Annotated in this window: 12 protein-coding genes; all 12 read right to left on the minus strand. The window is 35.7% G+C overall.

The genetic code is table 11. The features are described 5' to 3' along the window. Positions 1 to 8: 8 nt before the first annotated feature. On the minus strand, positions 9 to 1496 hold the full coding sequence (locus EV196_RS11795; protein WP_132217963.1) for a sulfatase family protein: 1488 nt from the start codon (positions 1494 to 1496) through the stop codon (positions 9 to 11). Positions 1497 to 1589: 93 nt separating this feature from the next. Continuing rightward, positions 1590 to 3419: a beta-N-acetylhexosaminidase gene (locus tag EV196_RS11800; protein ID WP_165876156.1), complete on the minus strand. Its 1830-nt coding sequence runs from the start codon at positions 3417 to 3419 to the stop codon at positions 1590 to 1592. 84 nt (positions 3420 to 3503) lie between these two features. Then, a complete protein-coding gene (locus EV196_RS11805) occupies positions 3504 to 4934 on the minus strand; it encodes a glycoside hydrolase family 30 protein (protein WP_132217965.1) in 1431 nt (476 codons plus the stop codon). A 7-nt stretch (positions 4935 to 4941) separates the two neighbouring features. Then, complete coding sequence (locus EV196_RS11810) at positions 4942 to 7632, minus strand: glycoside hydrolase family 3 protein (RefSeq protein WP_132217966.1); 2691 nt, start codon at positions 7630 to 7632, stop codon at positions 4942 to 4944. 10 nt (positions 7633 to 7642) lie between these two features. Continuing rightward, on the minus strand, positions 7643 to 9013 hold the full coding sequence (locus EV196_RS11815) for a sulfatase family protein (RefSeq protein ID WP_132217967.1): 1371 nt from the start codon (positions 9011 to 9013) through the stop codon (positions 7643 to 7645). Positions 9014 to 9022: 9 nt separating this feature from the next. Then, positions 9023 to 11335 (minus strand): glycoside hydrolase family 95 protein, encoded by a 2313-nt coding sequence (locus tag EV196_RS11820; protein ID WP_132217968.1) that lies wholly within the window; start codon positions 11333 to 11335, stop codon positions 9023 to 9025. Next, positions 11328 to 12929, minus strand: a complete 1602-nt coding sequence (locus EV196_RS11825) for a sulfatase family protein (protein ID WP_132217969.1) — start codon at positions 12927 to 12929, stop codon at positions 11328 to 11330. The genes EV196_RS11820 and EV196_RS11825 overlap by 8 nt, the downstream gene beginning before the upstream one ends. 5 nt (positions 12930 to 12934) lie before the next feature. After that, positions 12935 to 15520: a beta-glucosidase gene (locus EV196_RS11830; protein WP_132217970.1), complete on the minus strand. Its 2586-nt coding sequence runs from the start codon at positions 15518 to 15520 to the stop codon at positions 12935 to 12937. Between the two features lie 5 nt (positions 15521 to 15525). Further along, positions 15526 to 17175: an alpha-L-fucosidase gene (locus EV196_RS11835; RefSeq protein ID WP_132217971.1), complete on the minus strand. Its 1650-nt coding sequence runs from the start codon at positions 17173 to 17175 to the stop codon at positions 15526 to 15528. Position 17176: 1 nt separating this feature from the next. After that, positions 17177 to 18694, minus strand: coding sequence for a sulfatase-like hydrolase/transferase (locus tag EV196_RS11840; protein ID WP_132217972.1), 1518 nt, complete (start codon positions 18692 to 18694; stop codon positions 17177 to 17179). Positions 18695 to 18718: 24 nt separating this feature from the next. Beyond that, the gene (locus EV196_RS11845) at positions 18719 to 20317 is read right to left on the minus strand and encodes a sulfatase family protein (RefSeq protein WP_132217973.1); all 1599 of its coding nucleotides are present in this window, start codon (positions 20315 to 20317) and stop codon (positions 18719 to 18721) included. Positions 20318 to 20755: 438 nt separating this feature from the next. Further along, a complete protein-coding gene (locus EV196_RS11850) occupies positions 20756 to 21853 on the minus strand; it encodes a LamG-like jellyroll fold domain-containing protein (protein WP_132217974.1) in 1098 nt (365 codons plus the stop codon). Positions 21854 to 21941: the final 88 nt, after the last annotated feature.

Genomic DNA, 21941 nt, shown 5'->3' on the forward strand with positions numbered 1-21941 from the left:
AAGGTGTATTAATGTTCTGTTGCTTCTTCAGTACTCGCTGTTTTGTAAATATCTACAGGGACGTCATTTTGCTGTAATGGGCCTGATGTTGTTCTTCCGTTTTCAACAATTTGTTTTAATTCTGCTGTTAGTTTTTTCACAACTTTTGGATATTTTTGATACACATTCGTTGTTTCTTCTTCATCCTTTTTCATGTTATATAATTGAATTTCAGGAAGATTCAGTTCTCTGGCTTTTTTATCATTTGGATTCGTCCAACCACCAGAACCGGGTGTTAATTCTAATTTCCATTTTTTATTTCTGATTGAAAATTTTCCATTTATGGAGTGATGAACGACTAAATTATAGTCCGTTTTAGCCTTTTTGTTTTTCAACATCGGTAAAATGCTATAAGAATCTACCCCTGTACTTTCTGAAGTATTGACGCCTGCTATTTCTGCACAAGTTGCCATTAAACTGGTTTGACAGATTAATTTATCATTCTTTGAATTCGCTTCAATAGTTCCAGGCCATCTTACCATGAAGGGGATTCTATGTCCACCTTCCCAAATATCAGACTTCGAACCACGGAAATTCGCACTTGGGTAATGTCCGAATTCTTTCTCTAATTTTTCGCCTTTGGCAACAGGATACGAACACCCATTATCACTTGTAAAAAACACTAATGTATTATCTGCAATACCACTTTCCTCTAAAGCTTTTAACACACGACCTACGGCATCATCGGTTTCCATAACAAAATCCGCATAAGGGCTCATGCCACTTTTACCTTGCCAAGCTTCAGAAGGAACTACCGGACTATGTGGCGAATTCAAAGCCAAATACATAAAAAATGGTTTGTTTTTTTTAGATTCTTTAGCTATGAAATCAGTCGCTTGATCTCCTAAAAATTGTAACATTTTTATAGGAGCCATATGATCTATGACTTTATCATCTTTAATTATGGTATTCATGGATGCTGAATGATGAAAACCTATGTATGAATCAAAACCACGAGATACCGGACCGTTAGGCACATGAGCTCCAATGGGCGCATCTAATAATTTTTTGCCTTCATAAAGATCGTATGGTTTTCCAGCTTCATCCAAAAAGTTAAATCCTAAATGCCATTTACCCATGGCGGCCGTATTGTAACCTGCTTTTTTTAACATAGCCGGTACCGTTTCGAGGTTTTTGTCAATAAGTGCTTCAAATTCGTCACCACCACGTAATACACCTTCTTGTAACCTCGAACGCCATGAATAACGTCCTGTTAGAATGGCATATCTTGATGGTGTGCAAACGGCTGATGCAGAATGTGCATCGGTAAACGTCATCGATTCTTTTGAAAACGCATCTATTTTAGGAGTAGGGATTTTTCCTTTTTCCGGGTTTAAAATCTGCACATCGCCATAGCCTAAATCATCACAAATGATATAAACAATATTGGGTTTTTGCTGTGCTGATGCGCAACCCACAATCAACATAAATAATAGTACTAATTTTGAAATTTTCATGTGTTTTTTCTATTGTTTTTTATTGGTCACATGTTGCTTCCATAAAATCATTCCCATAGGGATTTAAATATAGTAATGGAAGTTTCATATTTTTTACTTTAATCTTATTTCTGTTATGGCTCCTAATAATTCTCCTGCTTCATTGAATAAGCCAGCTTTTAAAAGTTTTTTAGGAGTCGTTTTAAAATCGCCTTCATATTTAATAGCGTTGATGGTTGGATCTTCTCCGTCGAGCGTGTAATAAATATTATAACCTACTGTTTCGGTTTTTAAAAACACAATCGCTTCCGTATTTAATTGGTCGATAGCAAACGCAGGGTAAACTGTAAATATGCTTTTGGCTACATTAACATTTTCGCGCTCAAGCCTTTTAAAATGATCTGATACTAAAGCATTTTGAAAACGCTCCCAACTTTTTACTTTTGGTTGAATCCAAGACACCTCAGCACTTGCTAATGTTCTTGGGTATAACATATACTCAAAGTGCGATTCGGTTGGTGTAAATTCTGCCCATAAACTTGCTTGATTTCCTATAACCCTGTTGGCTTCCTCGGCTGTTAATTCGGATGGAATTGGTTCGTGATTATACACAACAGACAAAGGCAATACCGAATTTGGACCTTCCGGTTCCATAAAGGTTGGTCCTTGCACTCTACTAATATACGAGTGCAAATACGAGGTCATAATGGTTGGATACCCTTCTCTTGGTGCTTGTGTTTCGGGGGTATGCATGCCTCTTCGCCATGCCATAATGGTGGCGCCTTTAACACCATGACCGCTTAAAACTTCATCCCAACCAATCATCGTTTTCTTTTGCGCCGTTACTATTTTATGCATTCTTTGAATGAAGTAACTTTGCAATTCTTCTTCATCTTTTAAATTGTTGTCTGTTTTTACTTTTTGGCAATGCGGACATTTTTTCCAGTTGCTTTTATTACACTCATCGCCACCAATATGCAGATATTTTGATGGAAATAACGCAGCCACTTCTTTAATAACATCTTCTAAAAAGGCATAAGTCGTTTCTTTACCAGCACATAACGCATTATCGGGTGCTTTACCACCCACAGCCACTTCAAAATTCACTCCCTCAGGAACGTCATCATAACAAAATAAATGAGGATAGGATGCTATCAACGCTTTACTGTGCGCAGGCACATCAATTTCTGGAATAATTTCTACATTTCTAACTTTAGCATAAGCTATGATTTCTTTTAAATCCTCTTGTGTATAAAAACCTCCTACGGTTTTAGGTTCATCAGATGTAGCTGCTTCTCGTTCCCACCAGGCAATTCCTGTTCTATCGGCTCTCCAAGCTCCTTTTTTTGTCAGATTTGGATATTTTTTTATCTCCATTCTCCAACCTTGGTCGTCGGTTAAATGCAAATGGAATGTGTTTATTTTATACGATGATAACACATCAATCTGCTTTAATAAAAACTCCTTTGTTTGAAAATGACGTGATACATCGGCCAAAACACCGCGCCAGTGAAACCTAGGATTATCGGTTATTGTCATGCTTGGTATGGCTGTAGTTCCGAGACTTCCTACAGGAATGGCTTGTCTTAAGGTTTGAAACCCATTAAAAAATCCAGCGTAATCTGTAGCTTTTATGGTGATGCTTGATGCATTAATTTCTAAAATATAACCTTCAGCTTCTATAGAGGCATCTTTTACATTTTGAAATACTATATAATTTGAATTTTTGCTAACACGACTGGTTTTTATATTCAAATTTAAGCCCGTATCATTCTTTAATTTTGAATTTACAATTGGTATTAAATCTGAATATTTTTTTGGAATACAAATTTCTGTTTCAACATTTAAATTAAAACCTCCCGATTGCATGACTACAGACTCTGGTTGCGGAATGAAAGTATTCTGCCTTTTTTGCGCAAAGGAAACATTAGTAAAAACAAGCATTATTATAGTCAAAAACGCTATACTTTTATTATATAAGTTAATTATTCTATTTATGTTTTGCGAGTGTTTCATAAATAAGTCTTTCTAATTTAAATTAACGACCATCGTATTGAATGACTTTGGTTCTAAAGAGGCTTTTACCACTTTATTAGCGATGTCTAATTTTAATTCTTGTTGAATATCTTGATCATTATAAGTAAGAATAACAACTTCATTAGCATCGTGATTATAAAAAACGATGGCATTTTTAGTATCACCAGATGTTGCTAATTTTACAGAACCTGGTGCCACAAATGCACTTAAATGTTTCATTAAATAAAACTCCGGATTGTATTTAATAGCTTTTGTTTTACTATCAATAGAAATCATAGAATTTTGTTTCCATCCCCATTGGCTTTTGCCAGTTTCATCTAAAACCATATTCCAATACATATAAGAATTAGCACCATTTTCAAAATAATGTTTCATTAAATTGAAGGTGTATTCGGCAGCTTTCCAATCGTTAGAACCATCGCCACATTCGGTTTCGGTTTGCATCAATTGCATTTCTGGATATTTGGCGTGAACCGCTTCAATCGCACCTTTTCCGGCCCATTGAAAACCGACACCTTTTACAATATCTCGGGTGTTTTTATATTGCAACACATCATCAACCCGTTCTATTTGCGGACGCTCAATCGTGCCCAACCAAATATCGGTTTCTAAATTATCTTCTTTAAACTTTGGACCTAAATAGTCCGCAATAAATATGCCTAAATCTTGAGGTTTCCATACACACGATGGGAAATTTTGTGCTGAATTTGGTTCATTTTGAACATGTACCGCAGAAATATCGATACCCTCCTTTTCATAAGCTTTTATAAACTTTGAAAAATACAATGCATAAGCTTCAAAATATTTTGGTTCCGTGATGAAACGTGACACTAATTCTTCGGTATTACTCCATTCAATTGGTAAATCGTTAAATTCTGGATTGGATTTACATGCGTAATGTTTGCTGTGTTTCATCCATGATGGCGGACACCAAGGTGAGGCCCAAATTTCGATTTCGGAATTTATTTTTTGTGCTCCCTTGATGTAAGGAATCAATCGTTTTTTGTCGCGGTCAATTGAAAAATTAGTCATTGCAAAATCCCCTTCGGTTTCGTTATGGCTGTACCAATCTACCGCATAATCATTCGCACCAATGGGCATTCTGCAAATATTGAATTTACAACCTTTTTCCTGACTGAACAAATCGTTTAAAATTTGTTGTTTTTCTTCTGGAGTTACCATGCCTAAAGCATCCCAACCCAATTCATTAAAACAACCGCCAAAACCATCTATTTTTTGTTCTTGCTTAGTTACATCAATAGAAATTGAAATATCAGAAGCCTTTTTGCTTTTTATCGGTTTATATTTTTTTTTCACCCAAGCATTTTCATTAGTGGTACTTACCCAACTAACTTTAGCTTTTTGAGCGTTGACTGTTATACTTAACAGACATAGCACTATTGTAAGTTTAAATATTTGCATAATTTCTTTATTTTACATTTAAAATTCCTCGTAAACGAATGTCTTTTGATGAGGCTCCAATCATAATTCTGAAATCGCCTGCTTCAACCAATTTTTTCAGATCCTTATCCAACATGGAAAGCTCCTCTGTCCCTAATTGAAAACTTAGTTTTTTAGTTTCACCTGCTTTTAAAGCAATGCGTTGAAATCCTTTTAATTCTTTTATGGGTCTTGAAACGGATGCTAATTCATCTCGGATGTACAATTGTACCACTTCGTCACCATCTACAGATCCTGTATTTTTTACAGTAAATGAAACGGTTGTTATTTCATTGGGGTTAATATTATTTTTACTGAATTCCAAATTCGAATATTCAAATGATGTGTAACTTAATCCGTAACCAAAAGGAAATAATGGTTGCCCAGTTAAGTTATGATAATTATCGCCTCTTCCAGTCGGTTTGTGGTTATAATACAACGGACATTGTGCTGCATCCACCGGAAAGGTTATTGGCAAACGACCTGCTGGATTTTCATCCCCAAAAAGAACATCGGCAAAACCATTTCCACCATTTTCTCCTGAGTACCATGCCATAATGATGCCATCCACATCGTTTATCCAATTTGCCATGGTAATAGCGCTACCGCCCACCAATACTACAACAGTTGGTTTACCTGTTTTGGCTACCGCTTTTATTAATGCTTCTTGATGCCCCGGAAGTGACAATAATGCACGGTCTTGAAATTCACCTTCATGAATACCGGCAACTACTACCGCTACGTCGCTTTTTTTGGCGGCTTCAACAGCTTCGGCTATTTGTTGTTCCCATTCGTTTTGATGTGTGGCATCCCAAACCAATTTAAATTTCGCATTTCCTGCCGATTCAAAAAATTCAATTTTAATGTCGTATTCTTTATCTGCTTCAAAAGAAAACGCTTTTAAAATGGTATTGTACGATTGTTTTTGCCAATTATCAATAAGTAATTTACCATCTAAATACATGCGATACCCATCATTTCCTTCAATACCAATATTAAAAACGCCTGATTTTGGTGCTTTTAATTTCCCAGTCCATCGTGCAGAAAACCAATCGTATGGCAGACTTTCATCTGGTGAAAAAAGTGTCCAACCAAACTGTAATTGCTTGTCTATGCGCTCCACTTTTGGTTGTCCGCTTAACTTGATATTATCAAAATAATCACCTTTTAAACCTTCAAATCTTTTGCCATCTTGCATGGTTGATAAAAACGAAGAAGCTACCACTTGATAATTTTCTTCTTTAAAGGCAACCCCTAGAGCATAAATGATATTTTCTTTTCCAATTTTATTTGAAACCCCGTCCAACATGGAAACTACATTATTTCCTGGGCCACTGTAACCTCCCAAACGGGCAGCTTTAGCATCGTATCCAATAAGTGCCATTTTTGTAATAGACTGATTTAATGGAAGGATTTTATTCTCGTTTTTCAATAAAACCATCGATTTAGCAGCTGCTACTCTCGCTAGTTCTCGGTGTGTTTGATGACCGTTCCAAAGTGCTGCTTCTTTGGCATCCACATAAGGGTTTTCAAACAAACCTAACTCGAACTTAATGGTTAAAATGCGCCGTACCGCTTCATCAATCGCTTTAATATCTACCAAGCCTTTTTCATAGGCTTCCCAAAATAATGGGTAGTGATTGTAGTTGGTTTGAAACAAAACATCCAATCCTGCTTCAACAGCATCTTCGGTAGCTTCTGCATAATTCGCCGCCGTAAAATGCAACACATTGGCACCACCTACAGCACCAGCATCAGAAATCACGAATCCCTTAAAACCCCATTCTTCTTTTAATTTTTTAGTTAGCAACCATTCGTTGGAAGTACACGGTGTGCCATCTAAAGAATTGTAAGAGGTCATGACGGATCGTGCACCTGCTTTTTGAAACACTGCTTTAAATGCTGGAAAATAAACTTCCTCTAATAGACGCTCATTAAAATGGATTGGGTAACTATCACGACCACCATCACCCACATTGGCGACAAAGTGTTTTGGCGATGTTACAACGCCCTCTTTTTCAAATTGGCTTATGTACGAAACCGCCATTTGAGTTGTTAAATACGGATCTTCACCATAAGTTTCTTCGGTTCTTCCCCAACGTACATCGCGAGCAATATTTAACACGGGAGATAAAATTTGACGAATCCCTCTGGTTTTGGTTTCTTTTGAAATAGCCTTTGCCACATTTCCAACCAAAGTCGTATCCCAAGTTGCTGCTAAAGCAATGGCTTGTGGATAGGTTGTTGCCCCATCACGAGCCAAACCATGTAAGGCTTCATTAAAAGGAATTATAGGAATTCCTAAAGGGGTTTCTTCTAAAAAATACTTTTGAAGTTCGTTAATTTCTTCAGCCATTTTTTGCGCAGTTCCTGTAGAACCGTAGTCCATTATTTGTTCTGCAGCATTGTCATTTTTACCTTTTGAAGAAATTTGAAAGCCGAAAATACCATGCTTAAGCTTATCTTTTCCAATGCTTAAATCTCCCGGAATCATGAACATTTGCCAAAATTTATCTTCCAAACTCATGCGGCTCATTAAATCTTTTACCCGTTCTTGAACTGGTAACTTAGGATTTTTATAGGGTGGATCTTTTTTAGTTGAAAGCGCAAGTGAACTGGCAACAACAATCCCAACAACTAATATTTTTATAACGCTTTTCATACTATTTAATCTTTTCATTCGATCTTTTCTAATTAAATTGATGCTGATTTTTCTTCATATCGGCATCAAAATCTATCATCATTTTATGCAACTTCTTTACAATTTTTGGATATTGAGATGCTACATTATTACTTTCTGAAATATCTTCTTCCAAATTATATAGAGCGACTTTATCATCCACTATTCTTAATTTCCAATGGTCTTTGCGTACACCTTCTAAAATTGAATTTTTATTATGATAATAAAATCCTTCTTTTTTGTGAGGTGATTTGCTTTTCTTCCCTGATAGTAATTTCCAAATATTTTTTCCATCAATTGGTTTTTCTGGTAATTCGCTATCCGTTAAATAAGCCAAAGTTGGTAAAATATCAATAGTTGAAGCAAGCTCATTACAAACTGTACTTGCTGGTATTTTCCCTTTCCATTGCGCTATCATAGGTTCGCGCATGCCACCTTCGAAAGTGTCAAATTTAAAACCGCGTAATGGCAATGCACTTCCTCCTTGTCCGTTTTTTAAATCCCATGGCCCATTATCTGAAGTAAAAATCACTAACGTATTATCCTCAATTCCTAAAGATTCTAGGGTTTTTAAAATTTCACCTGTACTCCAATCTATTTCTTCAATCACATCACCATACAAACCACGTTTGCTTTTTCCTAAAAAATCTGGGGAAGCATATAATGGAATATGAGGCATGGAGTGTGCGAGATACAAAAAGAACGGTTGTTCTTTATTTTCATTAATAAACTCCAACGCTTTTTTAGTATAGCGTTGTGTTAATGAGGACTGATCTACTGGATACTCTATAATTTCATCTTGTTGCGTCAATGGCACTTTGCCTTTTCTCCATTTTTCTTGTCTAATGCTATCTATAGTCATCCCTTCTCTAAACAAAATGTTTTCGGAAACTTTTGCTTGTGGATATACAGACATATCGTTGCTGTACGGAATTCCATAATAAGAATCAAAACCATTAGCAGTTGGCATATACTCATCTTTATCCCCCAAATGCCATTTTCCAATACAAGCTGTGGCATAATTTTTAGCCTTTAGCATATCGGCAATGGTTAATTCTTGATTCGATAATCCGCCTGGTCTGTTAGGCCAAAGTACACTTGTAACACCCACTCTTGCTGGATAAGCACCTGTTAACAAAGCAGCTCTTGATGGCGAACATACAGGTGAAGCCGAATAAAAATCGGTGAATTTTATACCGTTTTTAGCCATGTTATCTAGGTTGGGGGTACTGATTAATGGTGAACCGAAAACCCCCACATCTTGATACCCTTGATCGTCAGTAAAAATGATAATGACATTAGGTTTTGCTGTTTTACTTTGTGCTTTAATTGAATAACTCCAACTAAAAACTACTATTAATATAACTGCTACTTTATTCATGTTTATTTTTTATATTGATTTTAACGAACCATCAAATTGGTACGTTTTTCCTTTAGTTGTTTCAAACGCTATCCATTTATCTTTGTACACAAGGATACATTTTTCACCTGCTTTAGAAAGTACTTCTACCTTTTTTAAAGTGGTATTTTCCCAAGAAAAAGACAACTCAAAGCCGCCTCTAGCCACCATACCTGAAACACTTCCAGTTGGTAAAGCCTCTGGTAACGCTGGTAATAATTCTATTTTATTTAACTGACTTTGTAATAACATTTCCAATATACCAGAAGCACCACCAAAATTACCGTCGATTTGAAACGGTGGATGGGCATCAAAAAGATTCGGGTACGAACCTCCTCCAATTTTTCGTTCTTCATGTTCCGCAGGACTTAACAAATTATGTAATAATTTATAAGCTCTATCACCATCTCTAAAACGTGACCAGAAATTGATTTTCCATGCTAAACTCCAGCCTGTACCACCATCGCCTCTATATTCTAAAGATTGTTTAGCGGCTTTCATTAAATCGGGGGTTTCTTCGTAATTAATTTCATTACCAGGGTGTACCGCCCATAAATGGGATACGTGACGGTGATGATTTTCTGGGTCATCAACATCTTCCATCCATTCTTGCAATTGCCCATGCTTTCCTATTTTGTTTGGCGCTATTTTAGGAATCATGGTTTTTAATTGTTCAGAAAAATCTTGATCTGTTTTTAAAATAGTCGACGCTTCAATAATCGTATTGAACAAGGCTCTAATCAATTGATGATCCATAGTTGGACCCGCCACTAAACCGCCAATTTCTGGAGAATTTGATGGTGAACTTATTAAATACCCTGTGTTTGGGTCTTCGTATAAAAACTGAGAATAAAAAAGAGCCGCATCCCGCATCAACGGATATTTTTCTTTTAAAAATTCTTTATCCTGTGTGAATAAATAATGCTCCCAAATATGAGAACTCAACCAAGCAGCACCTCCTAACCAAATGCCGTGGTGGGAGGCATTTACTGGAGCAGCACCTCGCCAAATATCAACATTATGGTGTACTATCCAACCTTCAGCATTATAATGTTCTTTTGCTACTGTTTTTCCTGTTTGGGCGATGTCTTCAATAAAATCAAACAAAGGCTCGTGGCATTCACTTAAATTATACATTTCAACAGGCCAATAGTTCATTTCCAAATTTATATTGGTGGTATAACTGCTAAACCATGGTGGATTTAATTTATGGTTCCATATCCCCTGAAGCGTGGCTGGTTTGGTTCCTGGTCGGCTACTTGCAATGGTTAAATAACGGGCGTATTGTACATAAAGTGCAACGAGTTGTGGATCGTTTGGGTCTTTCCAAAAATCATAAATTCTTTTTTCAGTGGTATTTGTTGATTTTCCGTTATCGCTAAAATTCAATTTAAAACGATTGAATAAAGATTGATAATCATTTATGTGTTTTGTTTTTACATCCGAATATTTTTCGTTTGAAACCTTAGCCAAAACAGCGGAGGTAATTTGCAGTGGATTGCCCGTTACGTCTTTAAAATTGATGAAATTAGTGGCAGCCGATAAATAAATAGTTGCTTTTGATGCTTTGGTGATTTGTAATTTGCCGTCAACCACTTTCAACTTCCCATTGGTGGTTATTTTAAATGTGGCGATGCCTTTTAAAACACCATCTTTTACTTTCACTTCAAGTGTTTGGGAATTCCCATTGGTTGTTATCGACTTATCTTCATGAATAGCATCTAACCAAAGTTCAAAATTCAATGCTTTTGCTTTGCTAGATGTTAGGTTTACGGCAATGATTTTATCTGGAAAACTAGAGAATACCTCACGTTTAAATGCCATACCTTTTACTTTATAAGATACGGTATGTACGGCGTTTTCTAAGTTTAATGTTCTGTTATAATCTGTGAATTTTTCATGACCTTTAAATGCCAGATATAAATCTCCAAATGGCTGATAATGAATTTGCTTAATAGGGTCGCTCATAAATTCTTCTTGAGCTAAATTTTGAGCGTCACGTTGTTTTCCATCAGCTAAAAGTTGTCTTATTTCTGGCAGATACTTACTGGCCCCTTTATGGGAATAATCATGTGGTTGCCCTCTCCATAATGTTTCTTCATTAAACTGAATATGCTCTTCTGTAACACCTCCAAAAATCATGGCACCAAGGCTACCATTTCCTATGGGTAAAGCTTCTGTCCATTCAACAGCAGGTTTGTCATAAAAAAGTTTGAAGTTGTCTTGTGCTTGCATGGTGTTAACAACCATGCAAGCAGAAAAACTTACTATAAATATTTTTATATGAATTAAACTTTTAATCATTCCAATGTGCTGCAATTGTTTCAAGAACCTCCTGATTATCTTGATCGGTGTCGCCTAATTCTTTTCTTTGATTCAAAATTTCATCCTTCATTGTTTTAATGATGTCTTGATATTCTGGGTCGTTATAAGCATTGTGAATTTGAAGTGGATCTTTATCCAAATCGAAGAAATCCCAATACTTTTTTGGTTGATTTTCTTTCGTATAACCATTGACCTTAAACCCATGTCCGTATGAAAATGATAAGGTATAGCGTTCTCCTTTAATGCCAAAATGTCCCGGACGGTCTTTGGTGTGGTCCCAATAGCGATAATAGCCATATTTGCGCCAATCCTTAGGAGTGTTGCCTTTTAAATTTTCGCGAAAACTACGCCCTTGCATGGTTTTAGGATATTCAAGACCTGCATAATCTGCAAATAAAGCCGAGAAATCCACATTTTCTATCAAGTCAGAATTACGTTTTCCTGCTGGAATTTCTTTGGGATATCTAATTACGAAAGGCATGTGGATGGATTCTTCATAAATCAAGCGTTTATCAAAAAAACCATGCTCTCCTAAAAAGTATCCTTGATCTGCTGTGTAAATAACTATGGTGTTTTCAGCTAATCCAGACTCATCAAGATATTTTAAAATTTTACCAATATTATCATCTATTGCAGCACCACATCGTAAAAAATCTTTCACATATTTTTGATAGGTTTTGTAACGTGCTTGCATTCTATCCAATCCATCTACATTAAAAGGCAATTCTGGATACTTCATAAATCCTGGTACATTATCAGGATCTTTTGAAGCTACTAAATATCTGTTTTTTAAACTATCAATAGATTGTCCGTTGAAAGAACGACCTGTAGTTTCTGGTCCTTCATCGTAAAAAGTAGAAGGCACTGGAAAATCTTTATCTCTATATAAATGGCTGAAACGCTCTGGATAATCAAATGGTTCATGAGTTGCCTTAAAGTGACACATGGTCATGAATGGTTTGGATTTATCACGGTTTTCAATCCAATCAATCGTCATATCTGTAATAACATCGGTACTGAAACCTTTGTATGGTTTTCCGCCGTCCTCATAATCTTGCCAGTTATCTTTTGTTTTTAAAACCGGATCCCAATAACGTCCTTGACCTGGTAAAACGCAGTAATAATCAAACTCTTTTGTAGGCTCTTGTTTCATGTGCCATTTACCAATTATAGACGTTTGATACCCACCTCTTTGTAGAACACCAGCGATAGTTGGATAGCTTGATGATAAACCAGCACCTAAAGTAGTTACACCATTTATATGGCTGTATTGCCCAGTAAGAATTGTGGCTCTACTAGGTGTACATAGTGAATTGGATGCCAAACAGTTATCCAACACCAAGCCTTCTGATGCTAAAGTTTGAATATTTGGTGTATGTGCATAGTCTTTTAAAATACCATCGTAAATACTCATGGCTTGCGAGGTATGGTCATCTGCCATGATAAAAAGAATATTAGGTCTTTCTGCAGCGGTTTCCTGTGTTTTTTCTTCCGATTTATTTTTACAACTTGAAATTATTAAACAGACAAGTGCCACTAAAATAAACTGTGTGTGTGTTTTAATTTTGTTCATTGGTTTTAATTTACAATTTCTAAATTAACTTTTATAAAATCATTTGAAGACGTGCCAACACCAACTTCAAATAAGCCAGGTTCAACCATTTGTTTTTCTTCTTCAAAATCATAGAAAGATAAGTCCTCTGGTTTTACCATAAAATATATTTGTTTTGTTTCTTGAGGTTTAAGTGTAATTCGTTGAATTCCTCTAAGGCTTTTTAACGGTCTTACTTCGTTGCTTTCCAAATCTTTTATATAAAGTTGCGCCATTTCATCCCCTTCGTAGTTACCTGAATTTGTTATTTCGACGGTTACTTTGGTAGAATCTTTACTGGTTATTTTTGAATTGGATAACTGTAAGTTTTTATATTCAAATTTAGAATACCCAAGACCATAACCAAATGGATATAAAGTTTCGCCTTCAAAATAACGATAGGTTCTTCCTTTCATGCTGTAATTTACGAAATGCGACAAATCTTTAACCGATTTATAAAACGTAACAGGAAGTTTTCCTGATGGATTGTAATCTCCAAACAACACATTGGCGATTGCTGTCCCTCCTAATTCTCCCGGATACCATGCTTCAACAATTGCTGGTAAGTTTTCATTTTCCCAATTAACCGCCAGTGCACTGCCGTTAAGTAATACTAAAATCACTGGTTTTCCTGTTGCATGCAATTCCTTTAATAATTTTTTTTGAATTTCTGGCAACTCGATGTTGGTACGGTCGCCACCTTTAAAACCCTCGTAATTTACCCGCATTTCTTCACCTTCTACACTTGGTGAAATGCCTCCAACAAATACGACAATATCCGCTTTTTTAGCAATCTCAATCGCATTTTCAAAAGAAGATTTTGTTGGTTGTTTCCAAAGCAATTTAAGTTTTGCGGGATATCCTGAATGTACATATTCAATATTTACAGGATATGTTTCACCTTTTTTAAGTGTTACTTTCTTTTCTATTAACTTTCTAACTGGTTTCGTCCAATTATCTGCTTCCAAATCGCCAATACTAAGTTTATATTTAGTATCGGCTTCTAAAGCAAACACATAATCACCCGTAACATCCACTACAATATCTCCAGTTACTTTAACTGAAAAATTGGATTCGTTAAGTCCTTTTATCGGATTTAAATTCCAATTAGAATTAATCGTGTTTTCTATTCCTGTTTGAATTGGGTTTCCTGAGAAATTATCGTTGTTATAATAAGAAACTTGTAAGCCAGCATTTTTGCCGGTTTTCAAATAATTTGTTGGTACTAATGACAATGCGCTAATTGTATCGACTAATTGACACCCCATTTCGTAATAAACTTTTGTATTTGAAGACACTTTGGCTTTTATACCATCAAGCGGCGTTGTATAAGTAGCTGGAAAACCGTTGTAGTTTCCTAGTAAAACTCCTAAATCGTTCGCATTCGGACCAATAACCGCGATGGCATTTACGTTTTTACTTAATGGCAAGGTTTGATTGGCATTCTTTAATAAAACCATCGATTTTTCGGCAGTTTCCAGAGCTAGTTTTCTATGCTTTTCCGAACTCACAACACTCATAGGAATACTTGTATATGGCACTATTTCGGCAGGATCGAACATTCCTAATTTAAAACGTGCTAGAAAAATACGTTTTAGAGATACATCAATTTCATATTCAGCAATTAAGCCCTTTTTAACAGCATTTGATAAATAAGTGTATCTGTCTCCACAATTGAGGTCGCAACCTGCCTGCACAGAAACAGCTGCAGCTGCTTCTTTAGAATCTGCAAAATTATGATAATCATGAACATCTCTAATGGCACCACAATCGGATACCACATACCCTTGAAAATTCCATTTTTTCCTTAAAATATCATCCAATAATTCGTGACTTGCGCAACATGGTTTACCCATATATCTGTTATAAGCACCCATAATTGAATAGGCTTTTCCTTCTACAATAGACGCTTCAAATGCTGGCAAATAGGTGTCGTATAAATCTCTTTTATTGGTTATGGCATCAAAAAAATGTCTTTCTGGTTCTGGTCCGCTATGCACCGCAAAATGTTTTGGTGTTGCTACTAATTTAAAATATTTAGGATCGTCACCTTGTAATCCTTTAATAAAATTAACGCCCATTTGTGCCGTTAAATAGGGGTCTTCCCCATAGGTTTCTTGCCCTCTGCCCCAACGTGGATCTCTAAAAATATTAATGTTCGGCGTCCAATACGTTAAACCTTCATACCTTTTAAAGGAGTTGTTTCGTAAAGCTTCGTGGTGTTTTGCTCTAGCTTCATCTGAAATTACTGAAGCCGATCTAAAAATTAAGTCGGTGTCAAAAGTTGCCGCAAGCCCTATAGCCTGAGGAAAAACCGTTGCTTTACCTGCTCGTGCTACACCATGAAGACACTCGTTCCAATATTCGTGTGCAGGAATATTGAGTCGAGAAATGGCAGGTGCATTGTTCATCATTTGTCCTACTTTTTCTTCTAAAGTCATTCGTGCGACTAAATCGTTCACCCGTTCTTCAAACGTTAATGCCGTATTTTGATAAGGAAGTTTCTGTTGTGCGAAATTTGCATGAAAACAACATAGGAAAACAAAAAGCGAAATACACTGAATTTTTTTCATTTTAATTATGACTTGATAGATTGAAATTTTGCTTTTAAAACTATTGGGTAACTTCTTCCGTTTATTGTTGGTAACGTTATTGCTAAATACTCTTGTGTTTGTTTGTACTTAACTTTGTCATCAGAGTCTAAACGTTCCAGTTTCTCCAACTTTCCAGAACCTATTACACTATTTTTACCAAATGTCGGAATTCTAACTTCGCCTTTCTTTGGATTCATAATCAAAATATATAAATTATCACCCTTTTTAGTGAATCTCACTTCATCTGAAGCAAATTCTGGAGACCCCGTTGTTCTTTGGTTGTAGTGTTCACCTTGTTTGGTTTTTTCTGCAATATCATCTCCTGCATTCCGAATCTCTCCATTTTCAGTAGCGTTGTTTTCACCTCTTACACTTTTACCATCACCATATACTTTCCATGGTCGTGTTCCGTAAATAGCTTCGCCATTTACTTTCAACCAATCACCTACTATATCTATAATTTCTCTTAATTCCCCAGGGATGGTGCCATCTGGTTTTAATTCGATATTAAGTAACAAGTTTCCATTTTTACTAACGGCTTCAATAAGCATTTCCAAAATGGTGCGTGCGTTGTGTGTTAAATGTCTATCGGTTTTATAAAACCAGTCGGTAAACGTGATTTCCGATTGCCATGGTTCATCGCGAAGTGTATTGCTTCCTCCCGATTCTACTTCGTTAACAGTACCCTTTTCTTTTCTCTTTAGTAGCATTACTGCTTGCACAGAACCATTTTCGTTATAATTATTATTATAAAGTGTACGCGCTACTTCTTTCCCATATTCACCATAAGTAAAACTGAATCCATCGTTATACAATAAATCTGGTTTGTACTTGGTTACCAACTCAACATGACGCTTTTGCCAGTTTTTCTTAATATTTTCAATAATTTCGGGTGTACGATTTTCTAGTGTAGGACCGTATAAATCTGCTGGATCTAAACCTTCCCACCATTTGCCTTTACCATCTGCTTTGGTTAATCGCCCATCATAAGGGACGCCTTTAAATTCGCCACTTTCATCGGCGCCAAAAGCTGGTTTCCACCATTCTAAAAAACGATCGTCATGACTTGTTACTCCGAATTTTAATCCTTCTTTACGCGTTGCTTTTTCAAACGCTCCTATAATGTCTTTTTTAGGTCCCACATTAACAGCGTTCCATGGATGGTAGGATGAATCAAACAAATCGAAATGGTCATGATGGTTTGCTAATGCCACAATATATTTTGCACCATTGTCTTTTGAAAATTTAATAAGTGCATCGGCATCAAATTTTTCTGCTTTCCATAAATTTATGACATCTTTAAAACCAAATTCTGATGGATGTCCATAGGTTTGTAAATGGTACGGATTTGCCATTTTTCCGAATTTTTGTTTACCAACATCTTTCATATACATGTGTCGCGCATACCATCCTCCACCTTGTTCGGGAACACTTTGTGGCCCCCAATGAAACCAAATACCGAATTTTGCATCTCTAAACCACTCCGGACATTCGTATTGTGAAGCCAACTCATCCCATGATAATTGCTTTTCTTGTGCATACGAATCATGAATATTGCACAAAAAAATCATTGCAATAAAAAACAGATTTTTTCTTAATGGTTGAAATGATTTACGTGCAATTAAAAAGGTCATCTTACTTTTTATTTTTAAAATTATAATCTTCAGGATGATCGAAAAGTCCGAATTCCTTCTTTGTTAAATCTGCAGGATCTCCTGTTTCTTTTATTAGTTTTTGAAGTTCTTCTAACAAGTCTTTTTTAACATCTTGATATTTTTCATTTTCAATAAGGTTATTCAATTCCCAAGTATCATTTTTCAAATCGAACAATTGATAGGTAAAAACATCATGTTTTGCGCTTACTACCAATTTAAAGTCCCCTTTTCGAACCGCTCTGTGCCCACCGCCTGGGTTATGATTTTGATTTTTAGCCAATAAATCACCCGGCCACGAATTATACGCATACATCATACTGCTTCTTACTTCTTTTTTATCGCCTTTAATAACAGGTGTTAAATCTTTAGTTTCAACCGATTTTGGAATTTCCAACCCTGTTAAACCGCATAATGTTGGAAACACATCGTGTAAATAAGCAAAAGCACCGTTCTTTTCGTTTTTAGGTATGTTTCGTCCCACAAAAATTAATGGTACGCTCACACTATGCTCATAGACACTTTGTTTTCCTAATAGGCCGTGTTGCCCTAATGCCAAACCATTGTCGCCCGCAAAAACGATGATGGTATTATCTGCTTCACCAGAATCTTCAAGCGCTTTTAAAATCCGACCAATTTGAGCATCGGTAGCCGTAATCATAGCATAATAATCTGAAATTTCTTTTTGAATGATGGCTTCAGTTCTTGGAAATGGCGCTAAAACTTCATCTCTAATTTTATTATCTGCAATATCAAACGGATGCCGAGGCATAAAATTAGTGGGTAACTCTATGCTTTCTGAAGGATACATATCATGAAATTCTTGAGGTGCCGTACGCGGGTCGTGAGGTGCTGTAAAAGCCACATACATTAAAAAAGGTTTTTCTTCTTTATAATCGTTTAAGAAATCAACCGCAGCGTCTGCAAAAACTTCACTGCTAAATTTTTCTTTATTTTGATAAGCTTCAGACCAGCCTGTTTCTGGCGAAAAATCTTGAACCTTAGTTCCAAAATGTGTTGTCATACCGCCTAAAAAAGCAGATTTAATATGGTTAAATCCGCGTTCCAACCAAATCTCCCCATTATGTTGCTTTCCTGTTGCAAAAGTTGTATAACCATTTGCCTTAAAATATTCAGGAAAGGTTAATTTATCACTTTTTCCTTGTTCTTCCTTAGGAAACGCAAATTGCGCGTAAACGTTGGGTTCAATATTGAAATAGTGACGCCCCGTCATTAACATGGCTCTACTTGGAGAGCAAACTGCTGCACTATTTGCTCCAAGAATATAGGAGTTTGTAAATGAAGTTCCACTATGGACTAATTTATCCATGTTGGGCGTTTGAACATGGTACTTATCCATCGCTCCAATGGTTCCCCCACGCTGATCATCAGTAAAAAGAAAAAGTATATTTGGCTTTTTCGGCTCTTCTTGTGCTTTCGTTTTACAGCTTGTAAATAGAGCAATTGATAGTATTAGGAATGCTTTAGTTAAGTTACGCATTGTGCTTGTTTTTAGTTTGATGGATTAATGGTTACTGATTTTACCCTTTAACACTCTATTTAAACTAGCTTGGTTTAGTTCATCACTATCCCCATATTTGGTTCTCATTTTTTCTAATTGCTCGTGCATGTTGTTTTTAACATCGGCATAAGATGGATCGTTGTAAACATTTTTCATTTCGGATGGATCTTTTTCTAAATCAAACAATTCCCATTGATCGATATCATAATAGAAATGAATGAGTTTATAACGATCTGTTCGTACGCCATAATGACGTTTCACTTTATGTTCTCCCGGAAATTCATAAAAAGTATAATAAATAGCATCTCGCCACTCGCTTGCTTCCCCTTTAACCAACTTTCTTAACGATTCTCCTTGAATATCTGTTGGAATATCTACCCCTGCATAATCTAAAAATGTAGGTGCAAAATCTAAATTCTGAACCAATTCATCAATAACGGTTCCTGCTTTAATTTCTTTAGGATACTTCACTAAAATTGGGGTTCTAAACGATTCTTCGTACATAAAACGTTTATCAAACCAGCCATGTTCACCTAAATAAAAACCTTGATCGGAGGTGTAAACTACAATGGTGTTTTCTTCTAATCCGTTTTCTTTTAAATAATCCAACACTTGCCCAACACCATCATCTACAGATTGTACAGTTCTCAAATAGTCGTGCATGTACCTGTTGTATTTCCATAATGCCAAGTCTTTCCCTTGTGGGTTTTTAGCTTTAAAATCTGCAATAATAGGGTCGTAATAAGCGTCCCAAGCGGCTTTTTGCTCGTCGGTCATTCTATCGTATTTTCTTTGAAACATGCCTCGATACTTCGTTTTTATATCGCCTTCTTTATCCAGCATTTTTAAATCGTACACCAAATCCATGTCGTTAAAAATGCTCATTTCTTGTGTGGCAGCTGCTGGTCTTCCTTCATAATCATCAAAGAAATTTGCGGGCGGATCGAATGTTTTGTCGTCAAACAAGGTGAAATATTTTTCCTCGGGCATCCAAGTTCTATGTGGTGCTTTTTGATGATAGAGCAATAAAAACGGCTTATCCTTTTCTCTTTTATTTTTAAGCCAGTTTAAGGCAATATCGGTGGTTATTGTAGTAATATATCCTGGAATAATTTTTTTTACGCCATTTTCAATAAATTCTGGAGAATAATATTCTCCTTGCCCTGGCAATACGTTAGAATAATCGAACCCTTGTGGCAATCCATCCATATGAATTTTACCAACTAAAGCGGTTTGATAGCCCGATTTTTGTAATGATTTAGCAAAATTATCTTGATCCCAATTAAAAGCACTCACATTATCAACCTTACCATTTACAAAGCTGTGTTTTCCGGTAAGCATCACAGCTCTACTGGGTGCACAAATAGAATTGGTTACATACCCTCTATTAAAAATAGCACCTTCTTTGGCAATTCTATCAATATTCGGGGTGTTGTTTAATCCATGACCATAAGCACTAATCGCTTGGTAAGCATGATCATCGGTCATAATAAACACGATGTTTGGTCTTCTTGTTTTATTAACTTCGCTTTTGCTTTTACAACTATTAAAAATTACAACTAGTATTAAAAAAACCAAGGTAATCCACTTATTTTTAACCATAACTCTATTTATTATCCTGTTTTTATTTCGTTAAATTTCTAAAAAATAATAAGACTGTTAATTTAAGCATAACTATTAAATTAAAGAGTGAAATTAGTATAAAACCCCTATCTTCAATAACCAATTAATTCAAACTAACAGCCCTAAAATAAACAACAAAATAGCATAGCCTAAAATTAGTTCGACCAACAACAAATCCAAAAAGGTGTTGGTAATGAAAACATATATTTAGTTTACAAAAACGTCTAAATTGTTAAGATAATAATAAATTTCACGAAAGAACTCGCTGAAAAGATTTTTCAACATAAATGCTCATAAAACCTAAAGTATTTAGATAGACCTGAAATTGCCATATTACAGAATCAAAAAAAAAAAATCCTGTTATATGTTTTAGATATAACAGGATATTCTATATGAATTTGCTAAACTTTTAGGTAATTATTTTTTAAGAATTTTTAAGTTCGCTACTTTATTATCTTCTCTAACTTTAACAATATATAAGCCAGAAGTTAAACCACGCATATCTACTGATTTACCAAAGGTTCTTATAATGTTTTTTCCAGTAATATCGAATACACTAATATGTAACGAACTGTTAGTTGTAGTTTCAAGATATAAAAAGTCTTCTACAGCATTTGGGTAGGCATTAAGTTCGTTTTCTCCAAAAGCAATATCTCCTACACTAAGATAACCACCGCCATAAATTGATGTGATTTGTGCTGCAGAAAGTGCAGAATCATAAACCCTAAGATCATCGATACCGCCTCCATCAAACCATTTTTGAGAATTATTTTGATGACCTCTACTTCCAATAACAAGTTTGTCTGAAGTTGTATTAAAAGCAACAGTGCTACTACCTCCATCATTAGTTGTTTGTACACCATCTATGTAAAATTTAACGTCATTCAAAGTTGTTCCACCGGCGTAAGTAAACGCTACATGATGCCAAACACCAACTTCTTCTAAACTTGGTGTTGTAATACCATTAACGTCATAATTACCGTTAACATTACCCCCGCCTACAGCTATTTGTATTCTATTGTTAGCACCATCTAATGTCCAAGTAACCCTTCCTTGAGCTGCAGAAAAACGATCTCCCATATTCAATATAACATGTGACCCTCCGCCAGAAGATATATCATCAAATCTTATCCAAGCTGCAAAAGTACGAGCAGAATTACCTGTAATGAATAAAGCATTATCACTTTCAATTTTAGCATCAAGAGAATTACTAATTAAACCTTCACTGCCCGTATAAGCCCCAGTACCATCAACAGGATAACTAGAAAAGTCTAAAGCATAACTACCTTCTTTAGGTGTACCACTATTATAAAGAGCTGGAGACACATCTGAACCAATAACTTGAAAAGCAACAGGAAGTGTCATTCCTGGAGTTGCACCAACGTTTGTGGTTCCATTTAAATTGTTTTCAAATTGCACATGTAACCAAGCATTAGGATCTTGTGCTTGTACAGTTGCAACTATTAAAGATACTATTGCAACAAAAGATAATTTTTTAAGTAATTTTTTCATCATAAAAAGGTTTATATGGATTAATTACTTAAAATTCTGAAAAAAGATATGTAAACCACTATTTTTTAGACGAATAACAAATATGAAAAGG

The organism is Mariniflexile fucanivorans, assembly GCF_004341235.1.
GTDB classification, from domain to species: Bacteria; Bacteroidota; Bacteroidia; order Flavobacteriales; family Flavobacteriaceae; genus Mariniflexile; species Mariniflexile fucanivorans.